This window comes from Amycolatopsis bullii, from assembly GCF_014654205.1.
GTDB classification, from domain to species: Bacteria; Actinomycetota; Actinomycetes; order Mycobacteriales; family Pseudonocardiaceae; genus Amycolatopsis; species Amycolatopsis plumensis.
Window position 1 is genome coordinate 38,710 of record NZ_BNAW01000061.1, and the last position, 14,605, is coordinate 53,314.

Sequence of the window (14,605 nt, forward strand, 5' to 3'; positions counted from 1 at the left end):
GCTAGATTGTGACGGAGACGGTGAAAGTCACGGGAGCGGATTTCCGCAGGAGGTGAGCCGTGGGTATCCAGCGCAAGGACGAGCGGCACAACGAGAAGCTCGTCGACGAGATCGCCGAAGGGTTCAACCGAGCCGTGGGGGAGAAGAAGACCGAAAGTGACACAGGCGAGGCACCCAAGCCCCGCTTCGTCATCACCGGTGACGCCCGGGCCACCCCGCCCCCGCGCCGCCGGGAGAGGTGAGTGCCATACCCCGGGTATGGCTAAGGCTTGCCTCACCAACCGAACGGGTGCCGACGCCGCGTAATGTCGGCACGGACTGGCTGTTTGCAGAGAAAAGCAGGAGTGCGCAGTGACCTACGTGATCGCCGAGCCCTGCGTCGACGTGCTCGACAAGGCGTGTATCGACGAGTGCCCCGTGGACTGCATCTACGAGGGCGAGCGGATGCTGTACATCCACCCCGACGAGTGCGTCGACTGCGGCGCCTGCGAGCCGGTCTGCCCGGTCGAGGCGATCTACTACGAGGACGACGTCCCGGACAACTGGTCGGACTACACCAAGGCCAACGTCGACTTCTTCGACGAGCTGGGCTCACCCGGCGGCGCGTCCAAGGTGGGCAAGACCGCGCACGACCCGGCCTTCATCAAGGCGCTGCCCCCGCAGGGCGAATGAACCGGATCGCGCTGCCCGACTTCCCCTGGGATTCGCTCGCCGAGGTCAAGGCCACGGCGCAGGCGCATCCCGGCGGGGTCGTCGACCTCTCCATCGGCACGCCGGTCGACCCGGTCCCGGACGGCATCCGCGAGGCCCTCGCGTCGGTCTCGGCGATCCCCGGGTACCCGACGACCCACGGCATCCCGGCCCTCCGGGACGCCGCGCGGGCAGCGCTGGCGCGGCGGCACGACGTCGACGGCATCGAGCCGGACGCCGTCCTGCCGACGATCGGGTCCAAGGAGGCCGTGGCCTGGCTGCCGCGGCTGCTCGGCTTCGGCCCCGGCGACGTCGTCGTCATCCCGGAGCTGGCCTACCCGACGTACGAGGTCGGGGTGCTGCTGGCGGGCGCGTCGGTCCTGCGTGCCGACAGCACGGTCGCGCTCGGGCCGCAGAAACCGGCGATGATCTGGCTGAACTCGCCGTCCAACCCGACCGGCCAGGTGCTGCCGGCCGAGCACCTGCGCAAGGTCGTCGACTGGGCGCGCGAGCGGGACGTCGTCGTGGTCTCCGACGAGTGCTACCTGGCGCTCGGCTGGGAGTCCGACCCGCTGTCGATCCTGCACCCGGACGTCTGCGACGGCCGGACCGACGGGCTGATCGCGGTGCACTCGCTGTCGAAGTCGGCGAACCTGGCCAGCTACCGCGCCGGGTTCCTGACCGGTGACCCCCGCCTGATCAAGCAGCTCCTGGAAGTCCGCAAGCACGCGGGCATGATCGTGCCGCGCCCGGTCCAGGAGGCGATGGTCGCCGCCCTGACCGACGACGAGGCACTGGCGACCCAGCGCGAGCGCTACGCCCGGCGCCGGCTCGTCCTGCGGAAGGCGTTGCTGGACAACGGCTTCCGCATCGACCACTCCGAAGCGGGGCTCTACCTCTGGGCCACCCGCGACGAAGACGCCGCCGCGACGGTCCGGTGGCTGGCCGAGCGCGGGATCCTGGTCGCGCCCGGGACGTTCTACGGCCCGAAGGGCGGCAAGCACGTCCGCGTCGCGCTGACCGCGACGGACGAGCGCGTCGACGCCGCCGTGGAACGGCTGACCGCCGGCTGAGCCGTCCGGAAACTGTCGGTGCTTTCGGCTACGGTGCCGACCATGACCATGACGATCGAATTGGCCCGCTTCACGGTCGACGAAAGCGCTGTGGAGCAGCTGCTCGCGGAGCGCCCGGCCATGGTCGAGGCGATGCGCCGGCGGTTCCCCGGCTGCCTGGCCGCCTACCTGACCAGGGAAGAAGACGGCGGCTGGCTCGACATCGTGCTGTGGCGCAGCCGGGCCGATGCCGAGGAGTCGGCCCGGCTGATCAGCACGGTGCCGGAGTGCGCCGCCTGGTTCCGGCACATCGCCGCATCAGCCGGGATGAGGCACGTCGAAGTCGTCGACCACTGGCCGGAGCCCGCTCAGTAGTCGCGGCCGGTGAGGCCCCGGTAGACGAACCGCGTCAGCATCTCGATCGCTTCCTCGTCGGTCGGCGGGGTGCCGGCCGGGGCCGAGCCGTGCAGCCAGGTCGCCGCGAACGAGTCGACGAGCTGGTAGATCACCATGCCGCAGAGGTCGGGCTTCGCCGGCAGCCGCATTCCGGCGCGGGTGATGTACGCGAGGTGGTCGTCGAGGTCGGCCGCCTGGGACGCGCCGAACTGCGCCACCGTGCGCGCGAACGACTCGCTGACCATCGCCGCCTGGCGCAGGGCCAGCATGGTCGCGGCGTTGTCCCGGTAGAAGTCCCAGTACTGCTTGACGTGCCAGCGCACGGCGGCGGGGTTGCTGAAGTCGGCCAGGTGGTCTTCGCTGTCGGCGCTCTCGTCGCCTGAGGCCGCGATGTCGGCCATGAGCGCTTCCAGCAGCTCTTCCTTGCCCGCGAAGTGGTTGTAGAACGACCCCGCGGCCCGGCCCGCTTCGGCGGTGATGTCGGTGATCTTCGTGTTCAGGTAGCCCTTCCGGGCGAAGACGCGCTTGGCCGCGGCCTTGAGCGCGGCCTCGGTCTCCGCGGCCTTTTCCTTGCGGCTCGTCGCCGTCATCGCCACCTCCCTTGACACGGAACGCTAGCAGCGTCATTCTGAATCTAGATTCACTGAACTTAAATTCACTGGGAGGGTGACATGGACACTCGGGTGCTGATCGCCGGAGCGGGACCGACCGGGCTGACGCTGGCCATCGAGCTGGCGCGGCGGGACGTCGCCGTGCGGATCATCGACAAGGCTTCGGAGTACTTCGTCGGCTCGCGCGGCGACGGGATGCAGCCGCGCACGCTGGAGGTGTTCGAGGACCTGGGCGTGCTCGACGCGGTGCTGGCCGCGGGCATGGCCCCGGTGCCGATGCGGATCCACCTCGGCGGCGAGGTCGTCGGCGAGCGAATGATGTTCGACCCGGTCGAGCCGACGCCGTCGCGGCCGTACCCGACCGGCTGGTTCCTGGGCCAATCGCAGACCGAGGGGATCCTGCGCGACCGGCTGGCCGAGTTCGGCGTGCGCGTCGAGCTCGCGACCGCGCTGACCGGCTTCGAGCAGGACGCCGACGGCGTCACGGCGGCCTTGAGCACGGGGGAGACGGTCCGCGCGGAGTACCTGGTCGGCGCCGACGGCGGCAAGAGCTTCGTGCGCAAGACGCTGGGGATCGCGTTCGAGGGCACCACCGACGAGTCGATCCGGATGCTGCTCGGCGACGTCGTGGCCGAGGGGCTCGACCGGAACTACGGCCACTGGTTCGCGACGCCGGACGAGCCGATGAGCGGCATGATGTTCAGCCCGCTGCCGGGCACCCCGCACTTCCAGTTCGGGGCGGCGCTGGGTGAGGGCGAGACCGACGTCGAGACGGCGTTGCCCGCGGTCCAGGCCCGGCTCGACGCGCTGAGTGGCGGCACGGTCAAGCTGTCCGGCCTGGCCTGGTCGACGGTGTGGCGGCCGAACATCCGCCTGGCGGCCCGCTTCCGCGACGGCCGGGTGTTCCTGGCCGGCGACGCGGCGCACGTCCACCCGCCGACGGGCGGGCAGGGCCTGAACACCGGCGTCCAGGACGGCTACAACCTGGGCTGGAAGCTCGCCGACGGGTCACCGGAGCTGCTGGACAGCTACGAGATCGAGCGGCGTACGGTCGCGGCCCGGGTGCTGGGGGTTTCGGCGGGCCTGCTGCAGAAGTACGTCGACGGCGACGAGGACGCCCACCGGCGCGGTGAGGACACGCAGCAGCTGGACATCACCTACCGGGGCGGCCCGCTGTCCCCGGCGGGGACCGGCGAGCTGCGGCCGGGCGACCGGGCGCCGGACGCGCCGCTGGTGGACGCGAACGGGAAGCGGGTGCGGCTGTTCGAGCTGTTCCGCGGCCCGCACGCGACGGAGCTGATCTTCGGGGACGGCCCGGGTTCCGGCTACCGGATCCTGCCGGCGGGCAGCGTGGCGACCGGGACGGACCTGGTCGACGAGGGCGGCCACGCGTACGCGGCCTACGAGGCCACGAACGGCCGGCGGGTGCTCATCCGGCCGGACGGCTACGTCTGGTCGATCTCCTGACGGGGCGGCCGGAACGCAGTGAATGACTCATTCCTGGCGTCGGATGCCAGGAATGAGTCATTCAAGACGTTCGGCGCGAGGTCTCAGTCGTTGGCGTGCAGGGCGGCGTTCAGCTCGACGCCGGCGCCGGTGCGCGGCACGACCTCGACCGCGCCGGTGGCCGAGTTGCGGCGGAACACCGCGCCCGAAATGCCGTTGAGCTCGCGGGCCTTGACGACCTTGCCCTCGACGACGACCTTCGTGCCCGCCGTCACGTACAGGCCCGCCTCGACGACCGTGTCGTCGCCGAGCGAGATGCCGACGCCGCCGTTCGCGCCGATCAGGCAGCGCTCACCGAGGGAGATCGTTTCCTTGCCGCCGCCGGAAAGCGTGCCCATGATCGAGGCGCCGCCGCCGACGTCCGAGCCGTCGCCGACGACCACGCCCGCCGAGATCCGGCCCTCGACCATCGACGCGCCGAGCGTGCCGGCGTTGAAGTTGACGAAGCCCTCGTGCATCACGGTCGTGCCGGACGCCAGGTGCGCGCCGAGCCGGACGCGGTCGGCGTCACCGATCCGCACACCGGACGGCAGGACGTAGTCGACCATCCGCGGGAACTTGTCGACGCTGTAGACGGTCACCGCGCCGCGCGAGCGCAGCCGCAGCCGGGTCGTCTCGAAGCCCTCGACCGGGCACGGGCCGTGGTTGGTCCACACGACGTTGGCCAGCAGGCCGAACATGCCGTCGAGGTTCTGGCCGTGCGGGCGGACCAGCCGGTGCGAGAGCAGGTGCAGCCGCAGGTACATGTCGTGGGTGTCCGCGGGCGCGTCGGCGAGCCTGCCGATCGTGGTGCGGACGGCGACCACCTCGACCCCGCGGTCGGTGTCCGGGCCGAGCAGTGCCGCGGCGGCCTCGCCGAGCAGCTCGGTGGCCTCTTCGGCGCCGAGGCGTTCCGTGCCGGGGGTGCCGACGGTGTCGTTCTCGACCAGCTTGGGGTGCGGGTACCAGGTGTCGAGGACCGTCCCGTCGGTCGTGACGGTGGCCAGCCCGACGCCGCTGGCGCCGGTCGTTTCGGGGTTCGGGCTCTGCTCGCTCACGCCCGACACGGTAGCCGAGTGACGGCGATCAACCACTCGTGGGCCGCGCGTCTACCTGCTTCTTCAGGCCCGAAAGGGCGGCGGCGATGTCGACCAGCGCCTGCGAGCAGGCCCCGCCCGCGGCCGGCACGGTCGTGCAGCCCGCGCTCCGGAACTCCCCGACCGCCTGGTCCAGCTTGGTCGCCTCGGCGGTCAGCTGCGGGTCGCGGTCGTCCGCGCGCTTGCGGGCCGCGCCCGGCACGTTGCCGACCTCGGTGACGTACTTCTCACAGCCCTTCGGCAGCTGGGTGCGCGGGCTGGCGTAGCACTGGTCGACGGTCAGCGCGTCGAGCTTGGTCGGCAGCGCGTCCGGACCGGGCTCGCCGCCCTGGCGGGGAGGCGTGGGCCCGGCCTCGTTCCCGCAGCCCGACAGGACCAGGACCAGCAACGCGCCGCCCACGGCGACTCCGAACCTGCGCACACCCCCACGGTAGCGTGCGGGGCATGAGCATCGACCTGCACGCCGACCCCGTGGACCTGACCGCAGCGCTGGTGGACATCTTCAGCGTGTCCGGCGCCGAGGCCGAGATCGCGACGGCGGTGCAGGAAGCGCTGCAAACCCAGGCCCCGCACCTCGAGGTCGTCCGCAACGGCGACGCCGTCCTCGCGCGGACCGACCTCGGCCGCGGGTCGCGGGTCGTGCTCGCCGGGCACCTGGACACCGTGCCGGAAAACGGCAACCTGCCTTCGCGGCGTGAAGGCACCGGCGACGAGGAGATCCTGCACGGTCTCGGCACCGTCGACATGAAGGGCGGCGACGCGGTCTTCCTGCACCTCGCGGCGACGCTGCCGTCACCTCGGCACGACGTCACCTTCGTCTTCTACGACAACGAAGAGGTCGAGGCGGTCAAGAACGGGCTGGGCCGGATCGAGCGCGAGCTGCCCGAGTGGCTGGCGGGCGACCTGGCGATCGTCGGCGAGCCGTCGAACGGCGTGATCGAGGCCGGCTGCCAGGGCACCATGCGCGTCGAGCTGCGGCTTGCGGGGAAGCGGGCGCACACCGCGCGGGCGTGGATGGGCGAGAACGCGATCCACGCGCTGGCCGAGCCACTGCGGCGGCTGGGGGAATACACGCCGCGGATCGTCGACATCGACGGCCTGACCTATCGGGAGGGCCTCCAGGCGACGTCGATCAGCGGCGGCGTGGCGGGCAACGTGGTCCCGGACGCGGCGGTGCTGACGGTGAACCACCGCTTCGCCCCGGACCGCGACGCGGCGGCGGCCGAACGTCACCTGCGCGAGGTTTTCGACGGTTTCGAACTGTCCGTTGTGGACATGTCGCCGGGCGCGCTGCCGGGCCTGTCCGCCCCCGCGGCGGCGGAACTGGTGGCGGCGGCGGGCGGCCGCGCGGCGGCCAAGCTCGGCTGGACGGACGTGGCGCGCTTCGCGGCGCGCGGCATGCCGGCGGTGAACTTCGGCCCGGGCAACCCCACTTTGGCGCACACGAAGCAGGAAAACGTCCGGACGGCGGAGATCCGGCAGGTCACCGAGGTGCTGCGCACGTTCCTGGCCTGAACCCGCTGCACCGAACGTCGCAGCGGTGCTGTGGTCGTGGTCACACTCAGCGGCCTGAACTGCGGTGACGCTGCGCAACCGCAGGTCACCGCAACTTTTCCCGGCCGCGGCCCGTATGTCCTTCTGAAGCCGCGCACCCCGGGAGGACCCATGCCGAAAACCGCACGACGAGCCGCGGCCGTGGCCGTGCTCGCCCTGGCGGTGGCCGGCTGTGGCGGGGAGCGGCAGCCGATCGCCGCGCCCGCGGCGGGGCCGGTCCGCACCGCCATCGGGGAGGCCACCTCGATCCCGCCGCCCGCCGAGCGCGAGCCGGTGACGCAGAGCGCGCCCGTCGAAGCCGCCATCAGCTTCCCGCGGACGGGGTCCGGCCAGTGGATGTTCACCCCGGGCAGTGACGAGGTCGCCGGGAAGTCGGGCCGGCTGATGCGCTACCGGATCGCCATCGAGACCGACATCGACGGCGTCGGGCCCGCCGAGTTCGCCAAGGACATCCGCGCCATCCTCGGCGACCCGCGCGGCTGGACCGCCGGCGGCCAGTGGCGGCTGCAGCAGGTCGGCCCGGCCGACATGGCCGACTTCACCCTCTACCTCGCGACACCGGCCAGCCGCGACAAGCTGTGCGGCGGCACGCCGGACAGCTACACCTCCTGCCGCAACGGCAGCAACGTCGTGCTCAACGTCGCCCGCTGGGCCAACGCCGTCCCGAACTACGGCGCCCCGCTCGACGTCTACCGCCAGTACATGGTCACGCACGAGACCGGGCACCGGCTCGGCCAGGGCCACGAGCTGTGCCCCGGCCCGGGCAAGCCGGCGCCGGTGATGGAGCAGCAGACGCTCGGGCTGCACGGCTGCGTCCCGAACCCGTGGCCGTTCCCGGACGGCGCCCGCGAGTACGCCGGCCCGCCGGGCGAGTACAACGACCCGATCCCGGCGGGCGACTCCTGATCCCCGGCTAGGCTCGCCGGCATGCCGGACAGCACCCCGACGTCGCGCGTGGTCGGCGGCGATGTCGTCGGAGGGCGGCAACGCCACGTCTTCGTCCGCAACAGCAACTACTACGTGCTCGGCACGCTCGGCGTCTTCGCGGACGGCGCCGTCCTCTGGAACTACGAAACGACCGATTTCGACGGTCTCCGCGCCGCGTTCGACGACGGCACCCTGACCCTGACCCCGCCTGAAGGCGCACCACTCGTCATCACCGGCACGGCCAAGGGAACCGTGCCGGCGCTGGAGTCGTGGCTGACTCCGGAGCTGCTGATCGGCGAGCTCGCCGACGAGGTCGACAAGCTCAACGACCGGCCGGATTCCGCCCGGCGCTGCTGGGACGCCTCGGTGGCGTACGCCGCGGATCCGACCGGGGCCAACCTCGAGCTCGTCCGCGAGGCCTACCGCGCGGTGCCCGAGCACCGCCGGATCTACGCGCTCGGCGACATGGACCAGAACGACGTCCCGGTGCGGATCCTGCTCGCCGAGGTGGGCGAGACGATCCCGGCCCGGGACGAAGGCCGGACGCTCACGGTGACCCCGGAGCTCCGGGAGTGGGCGCTCGGCTACTTCCGCCGGAGTGAGGCCGGCGTCGCCGGAGAACAGCCGCGGCGGGTGGCGGACGGACCGGAGACGACCGTCCCGCTGGTCGTGGGCGGGCACGTCCACCCGAGCGGCTGGCCCGATCCGGCGGGCCCGGAGGTCCTGCAGATCGACTACCCGGCGGCGGTGACCCACGGCGGCCGGGAGTACGCGAGCGTCATGCACGCCTACTGGGCGCTGTCCACCGACGACGCCGGCTGGCACGATCGGATCGCCGCCGCCTCCCGGGGCATCGACGCGCGGAGCCTCGGCGAGGAGGCGCCCCGGCGGGCGGGCTGGCCGGCGGCCCGGCTGGGCGTGATGGCCACGCTGCTGCGGGACAAGTTCGAGCGCCACCCCGCCATGGCGGCGACGCTGCTGGACACGGGCGACGCCCGCCTGCTCTACAGCGACTGGGCTTCGAAGTACTGGAGTGCCGGCGGCGCCAACTGGCTGGGCCGGCTCTTGGAACTCATCCGTTCCGAGCTGGCGACTCGTGAGTGAGAAACAGTGTCAGAACACTGTTTCTCACTCACGAGGGTCTCAGCGGCCCTGGAGGGACTTGACGTTGTTGCCGAACGTCCAGCCCTTCGAGCCGTCCCAGTTGATCGACCAGTCCATCAGGCCCTTCAGACCCGGAACCGACCGCCACGCCTGGGAAACCAGGCTCGGCGACAGGTACCCGCCGCCCGCGCCCGGCTGGGCGGGCAGGCCCGGGACCTGCTTGTCGTAGGGCACCCGGATCGTCGTGCCCTGCACGACCAGGCCGTTGTTCAGGCACTGCGTCTGCACGGTGAAGCCCTGCACGGTCCCGGCCTGGTACGAATCGCCGGAGCAGCCGTACATGGAGCCGTTGTAGTACTGCATGTTCAGCCACCACAGCCGGCCGTTGTCCGCGTACTTCTTGATGATCGGCAGGTACGCACCCCAGATCGAGCCGTAGGTGATGCTGCCGCCGGTGACGTACGCGGTCTCCGGCGCCATGGTCAGCCCGAAGCCCGCCGGCATCTGGGCGAGCACGCCGTCGATGATCCGGATCAGGTTCGACTGCGACGCCGAGAGCGTCTTGATGTTCCCGCTGCCGGTCAGCCCGGTCTCGATGTCGATGTCGATCCCGTCGAAGTTGTACTGCTTCAGGATCGGCACCACCGTGGCGACGAACCGGTCGGCCACCGCCGAGGACGACAGGTCGATCCCGGCGGCCGCGCCGCCGATGGACAGCAGGATCGTCGCGCCCGCGGCCTTGGCGGCACACATCTCGGCGGGCGTCGACACCTTCACCCCGGCGTCCATCCCGTTCTCCCACAGCACGGTCCCGTCGGATCGGATGACCGGGAAGGCGGCGTTGATGACGTTGTAGCCGTGCTGGGCCATCCGGCTGTCGGTGATCGGGATCCAGCCCATGCCGGGGTGGACGCCGTTCGCGGCGCCGTCCCAGTTTTCCCAGTACCCCTGCAGGACCTTGCCCGCGGGGCGCGGTTTCACCGCGCACGTGTCGGCCTGCACCGCCCCCTGCGCGGGGGCCGACACGAACAGCGGGACGGCCAATACCGTGGCCAGCAGGGTGGCGAAGAAGCGACCGGACATCCCGGCTCCCATCGTCATTGAAGGGTGGACGCGGCTTGTCCGCCCAACATAAGCGCCGCGGGGAACCGGTGACTACCTACGAACGGGTGGTCTAGACAACTCGGGGGCGCCCCGCGAAGGACGCCCCCGAGCGGCCGGTCAGACGGTCAGCGTCCAGGAGGACAGGTAACCGGTGTCGGCGGGGCCGACGTCCCGCAGCCGCAGCTGCCAGGCGCCGTTCGCGGCTTCCGAAGAGGCGTTGACGGTGTAGGTCGTGTCGAGGTTCGGCGTCGAGTCGCTGCTGGAGTTCTTCAGCCGGTACGCCGTGCCGTCCGGGGCGACGAGGTCGAGGACGAGGTCACCGCGGTAGGTGTGGGTGATGTGCACCTCGACCTTCGTGGTGCCGGACGCGTTGCGCGCACAGCCCGCCACGTTCGCGGTGCTGTTCACCGCCGCACCCGGGTAGTCCGGGATGTCGAGCCGCGTCGAGTTGGTCACCGGCGCGCACGAGGAACTGCCGACGCCGAGGGAGAACGTCGCCGTGTGGTCGGCGTTCGCGCCGTCCGCGGTCACCGTGATGGGGAAGGTGCCGGTCGGGGTCGACGCGGACGTCGTGATGGTCAGCGTCGAGCTGCCACCCGACTGCACGGTGGCCGGGCTGAACGACGCCGTCGCGCCCGCGGGCAGGCCCGAAGCGGACAGCGAAATCGACTGCGCCGAGCCGGACGTCGTCGCGGTGCTGACGGCGACCTGCAGCGACTGTCCCGGTTGGACGGTCCCGGACGCCGGGTTCAGCGACACGGAGAAGTCGTTGCCCTGCGTCGTGCCGACGGCCAGCTTCCACAGCGCGTAGGCGATGGCGTCGCTGTTCTTCTCCAGCGGCGGGTCCGGGATGTTGGACGTCGTGTCGCAGGCGCGGTGGTAGCAGTTGTCGAACGGCGAACCCGCGGTGCCGCCCCACTTCTGCGCCTGCGCCGAGCTCTTGATGTCGCCGGCCCCGGTGGCCAGTCCGCCGACCGGGATGCCCGCGCTCTTGAAGGACGCGTGGTCGGACCGGCCGTCGCCTTCGCTGTCGCCCTCGGTCTGGATGCCGATCGAGGCGAAGTACTCGTCGAAGATCGCCTTGATCGAAGCGACGTCGTCGTAGACGAAGTAGCCCCAGTTCTTCGAGCCGATCATGTCGAAGTTGAGGTAGGTCTTGATCTTCGTGCGCTCGCTGCTCGGCAGGTTGTTGACGTAGTACTTGGAGCCGACCAGGCCGGACTCCTCGTCGGCCCACCAGCCGAACCGGACGCGCTTGGCCATCGCCGGGTTGGTCCGGGCCAGCGTCAGCGCGACCTCGAGGATCGACGCGCTGCCCGAGCCGTTGTCGTTGATGCCGGGGCCGGCGCTCACGCTGTCGAGGTGCGCGCCGAGCATGATGACCTGGCTCGCGTCACCCTGCGGCCAATCGGCGATCAGGTTCTGCGACTGGCCGATGCAGCTGGTGCAGGTCTGCCGGGTGGTCGTGTAGCCGGCGTTCTTCAGCAGGTTTTCCACATAGGACACCGAGGCCGCGTACCCGCCGCCGCGCGGCGAGCGGGTGCCGCCGTTGTTGTTGGCGATGGCCTGCAGCTGGTTGAGGTGGCCCTTGATGTTGGCCAGCGAGATGTCCGGCGCGGCGAGCGCCGTGGCGGGTGCGGCGGTGGCCGCTGGCGCGGATACGACGCCCAGCACGGCGGCGAGGGCGGTGACCCCGGCGCCGAGTCGTGTCTTCCACTTCATGGCGGTGAATTCCTTCGGTGGGGGTTGGGAGAACGGCCGTGAAGGCCGCACCTGGCGGGTGCGGCCTTCACGGGGCGGGGCGTGCTACACGGTCAACGTCCAGGAGGACAGGTAACCGGTGTCGGCGGGGCCGACGTCTCGGATGCGGAGCTGCCACGCGCCGTTCGCGGCCTCGGACGAGGCGTTGACGGTGTAGGTGGTGTCGATGTTGTCGGCGGAGTCGCTGCCGGAGTTCTTCAGCCGGTACGCCGTGCCGTCCGGGGCGACGAGGTCGAGGACCAGGTCACCGCGGTAGGTGTGGACGATGTGCACCTCGACCTTGGTGGTGCCCGACGCGTTGCGGGCACAGCCGCTGACGGTGTTGGTGCTGTTGACCGCGCTCGCCGGGTAGTCCGGGATGTCCAGGCGGGTCGAGTTGGTCACCGCGGCGCACGACCCGGTGGTGCCGACGGACAGCGTGTACGTCGCGGTGTGGTCGGTGCTGGCGCCGTCGGCGGTGATGGTGACCGGGAAGCTGCCGGTCGGCGTCGACGCGGACGTCGCGATGGTCAGCGTCGAGGAGCCACCGGACTGAATCGTGGCCGGGTTGAACGTCGCGGTCGCGCCGGCGGGCAGGCCCGAGGCGGACAGCGTGATCGACTGCGCCGCGCCCGAGGTGATCGCCGTGCTGATCGTCGTGGTCGCCGAGGCACCCGGCTGCACCGAACCCGAAGCCGGGTTCAGCGCGACCGAGAAGTCCGGCCCGCCGCCGCTGCAGGAGGTGGGCTCACCGCTGACGGTGGTGACGGAGACGGCGTCCCACGCGGCCTTGGTGGCGTTGTACTCGGTGCAGCTGCCTGGGAACAGCGCGATCGCGGCTTCGAGGGTCGCCTTGCGGGCGGCCTTGTGGTTCCACGACGAGGTTTTCTTCAGCAGGCCGTTGTAGAAGATCTTGCCGGCCTTCTGGATGCCGACGCCGGTGACGGTCGAGTTGTTGCAGGTCGGGCTGGACGGCTTGCCGCCACCCGGGTTCGAGCCCTCGGCCAGCAGGTAGAACCAGTGGTTCTGCGGGCCGGCCGCCGCGTGCACCTCGGTGCTCGGGATCGACGACGAGTAGCAGTTCGGGTCGCCCACCTTGGACGGCTGGTACATGTAGCGGATCGGGCCCTGGCCGACCAGGTTGACGCCCTCGCCGACCTCGTAGTCCGGGGTGTCCTTGGCGTTGTTCGCGTACGCCTCGGTCAGCGCGCCGAAGATGTCACCGGTCGACTCGTTCATCCCGCCGTTCTCGTTGCCGGAACCGGCGCCGCCCGGGGTGAACTGGAAGATGCCGTGGCCGAACTCGTGGCCGACGACGTCCATCGAGGTGGCCTGGCGCTGGTTGTCCTGCGAGTGGCCGAAGTGCGTCGAGGAGCCGTTCCAGTACGCGTTGACGTCGTTGAGGCCGACGGACGCCGGGTAGCCGGTACCGCTGCCGTTGATGCCGTTGCGGCCGAGCCAGTCGGCGAGCATCTTCCACTCGGTCTGGACGCTGTAGAGGACGTCGACGCAGCCGGTCTCCAGGTCGGTGCCGGAGCCGTTGCCCCAGTTGTTGTCCGGTCCACTGTAGACGGATCCGCCCTCGCGGCCGCAGCTGATGCCGGTGCGGCCCGGGTCGCGCAGCGTGTACGTGCTGCCGGACTGCGTCGTGTCGATGGACACGTTCCCGACGTAGTAGCTGTTGCCGGTGCCGGCCACGTTCACCGTCGCCGGCTGGGCCTGCGTGCGAGCGCCGGAGGCGAACGTCTTCACGTCGTCCCGCTTGTCGAGCACCGCACCGGTCGCCGCGTCGACGAACACGTGCAGGTTGCTCGGCGCCGTGGCGGTGCGCCCGGCGACGACGACTTCGTAGGCCAGCTTCGGGCTCGCCCCGGCCAGCACCACCTTCTCCGGCGTGCTCACACTGTCCACTGTGGGCAGTTGAGCGCGCGCGGTGGCGGCTGCCTTGGCCGCGTCGACCAGCGCCTGGGTCCCGACCGTGATGGCCGCGGTCTCCGCGGCGCTGGTGCCGCGGACGCGCCCGGCACCATCGGCGACGACGACCGCGTCCCCGCCCACGACCCGCAGGCCCTGGTAGGTGCGCTGGTAGGCGCCGTAGAAGAGGCCACCGCCCCCGGCGGTCAGGCCGATGCGCTGGAACGATTCGGCCGGGCCGCGGCGCAGGGCGTCGAGGCCGCTGGCGGCCGCCTGGTCGGCGGCGCGGGCGGCGGCCGCTTCCGGGGTGGCGGGCTGTGCTGCGGACGCTGCGCTCGCCGGGGTCACCGGTAACGCGAGCGTCATGGCGAGCCCGGCGGCGGCCGCCAAGCCCGTGCTGAACCCACGATGGGTCATCGAGGTCTTCCTTCCATGAAGGCAGAATCGAGGTCCGGTAAGGGAAAGGGGAGAGGTGTCCAGGCGGCTAACTGCAGGTATGCGTCCGGACGCATCCGAGTAAAGGATCAGCGGATCGGGGCGTCAATGCGCCGAACGGACCAACGGTGCGTTCCGGATTATCGAATCAATTCGTACAAACCCCGCCGCAGCAGGGGATTCTCCCCGTGTTCCGTCCCGGAACGACTTTCGTAGGGATTGTCGGCGACACCATCCGAACGCCGGACGATCTCGATCATCGGGATTCGTTAGTACTGCTCAGAAAAGGGTTACCCGTCTTCCGCGCCCAGCGCGATCAGCCCGTTCCGCAGCACGTCCGCCGCCTCCGTCTGCTTCCCGGTCTCGCCGAGCAGCTCGCTCAACGGCCGCAGCGCGCGGACCAGGACCCCGCGCGCGCCGAGGCCGGTGGCGAGCTCGACGGCGGCCCGCAGGTCTTCGGCCGCGCGCCGGGCGTCGCCGCGGGCCCGGGCCAGCG

Annotated in this window: 14 protein-coding genes and 1 pseudogene; 8 read left to right on the top strand and 7 right to left on the bottom strand. The window is 71.0% G+C overall.

The window, feature by feature from the left end:
- The first annotated feature begins 59 nt into the window (after positions 1-59).
- The 4 genes from IE317_RS39295 (at position 60) to IE317_RS39310 (ending at position 2,117) form a co-directional block, all read left to right on the top strand.
- Positions 60-242 (top strand): hypothetical protein, encoded by a 183-nt coding sequence (locus IE317_RS39295; protein ID WP_191316451.1) that lies wholly within the window; start codon positions 60-62, stop codon positions 240-242.
- Between the two features lie 109 nt (positions 243-351).
- Positions 352-672: a ferredoxin gene (gene fdxA, locus IE317_RS39300; protein WP_003083029.1), complete on the top strand. Its 321-nt coding sequence runs from the start codon at positions 352-354 to the stop codon at positions 670-672.
- Complete coding sequence (dapC, locus tag IE317_RS39305) at positions 669-1,763, top strand: succinyldiaminopimelate transaminase (protein WP_191316452.1); 1,095 nt, start codon at positions 669-671, stop codon at positions 1,761-1,763. The genes fdxA and dapC overlap by 4 nt, the downstream gene beginning before the upstream one ends.
- A gap of 42 nt (positions 1,764-1,805) precedes the next feature.
- Entirely contained in the window at positions 1,806-2,117 is a 312-nt protein-coding gene (locus tag IE317_RS39310; protein ID WP_191316453.1) for an antibiotic biosynthesis monooxygenase, read from the top strand.
- Here the strand turns inward: IE317_RS39310 and IE317_RS39315 are convergent.
- Positions 2,111-2,728, bottom strand: a complete 618-nt coding sequence (locus tag IE317_RS39315; RefSeq protein WP_191316454.1) for a TetR/AcrR family transcriptional regulator — start codon at positions 2,726-2,728, stop codon at positions 2,111-2,113. The two genes, IE317_RS39310 and IE317_RS39315, sit on opposite strands and share 7 nt — an antisense overlap.
- Before the next feature lie 81 nt (positions 2,729-2,809).
- Between IE317_RS39315 and IE317_RS39320 the strand changes: the two genes are divergently transcribed.
- On the top strand, positions 2,810-4,216 hold the full coding sequence (locus IE317_RS39320) for an FAD-dependent monooxygenase (RefSeq protein WP_191316455.1): 1,407 nt from the start codon (positions 2,810-2,812) through the stop codon (positions 4,214-4,216).
- A gap of 83 nt (positions 4,217-4,299) precedes the next feature.
- Here the strand turns inward: IE317_RS39320 and dapD are convergent, their stop codons facing one another.
- A complete protein-coding gene (gene dapD / locus IE317_RS39325) occupies positions 4,300-5,292 on the bottom strand; it encodes a 2,3,4,5-tetrahydropyridine-2,6-dicarboxylate N-succinyltransferase (protein ID WP_191316456.1) in 993 nt (330 codons plus the stop codon).
- A gap of 28 nt (positions 5,293-5,320) precedes the next feature.
- Positions 5,321-5,731 carry a hypothetical protein gene (locus tag IE317_RS39330; protein ID WP_191316465.1) on the bottom strand — a complete coding sequence of 137 codons (411 nt, stop codon included), beginning with the start codon at positions 5,729-5,731 and terminating at the stop codon, positions 5,321-5,323.
- Between the two features lie 44 nt (positions 5,732-5,775).
- Between IE317_RS39330 and dapE the strand changes: the two genes are divergently transcribed.
- From dapE to IE317_RS39345, 3 genes are all read left to right on the top strand, one after another.
- Positions 5,776-6,846: a succinyl-diaminopimelate desuccinylase gene (gene dapE, locus IE317_RS39335; protein ID WP_191316457.1), complete on the top strand. Its 1,071-nt coding sequence runs from the start codon at positions 5,776-5,778 to the stop codon at positions 6,844-6,846.
- Positions 6,847-6,996: 150 nt separating this feature from the next.
- A complete protein-coding gene (locus IE317_RS39340) occupies positions 6,997-7,791 on the top strand; it encodes a DUF3152 domain-containing protein (protein WP_191316458.1) in 795 nt (264 codons plus the stop codon).
- 21 nt (positions 7,792-7,812) lie between these two features.
- Positions 7,813-8,916, top strand: coding sequence for an NADAR family protein (locus IE317_RS39345; protein ID WP_191316459.1), 1,104 nt, complete (start codon positions 7,813-7,815; stop codon positions 8,914-8,916).
- A gap of 39 nt (positions 8,917-8,955) precedes the next feature.
- On the opposite strand, the gene IE317_RS39350 is transcribed toward IE317_RS39345, so the two are convergent.
- From IE317_RS39350 to IE317_RS39365, 4 genes and pseudogenes are all read right to left on the bottom strand, one after another.
- Positions 8,956-9,999, bottom strand: a complete 1,044-nt coding sequence (locus IE317_RS39350) for a chitinase (protein ID WP_191316460.1) — start codon at positions 9,997-9,999, stop codon at positions 8,956-8,958.
- A gap of 138 nt (positions 10,000-10,137) precedes the next feature.
- On the bottom strand, positions 10,138-11,742 hold the full coding sequence (locus IE317_RS39355) for a M28 family peptidase (protein WP_191316461.1): 1,605 nt from the start codon (positions 11,740-11,742) through the stop codon (positions 10,138-10,140).
- Between the two features lie 84 nt (positions 11,743-11,826).
- The gene (locus tag IE317_RS39360) at positions 11,827-14,091 is read right to left on the bottom strand and encodes a M4 family metallopeptidase (protein WP_191316462.1); all 2,265 of its coding nucleotides are present in this window, start codon (positions 14,089-14,091) and stop codon (positions 11,827-11,829) included.
- Between the two features lie 308 nt (positions 14,092-14,399).
- Positions 14,400-14,605: pseudogene (locus tag IE317_RS39365) on the bottom strand (helix-turn-helix domain-containing protein); the annotation flags it as partial.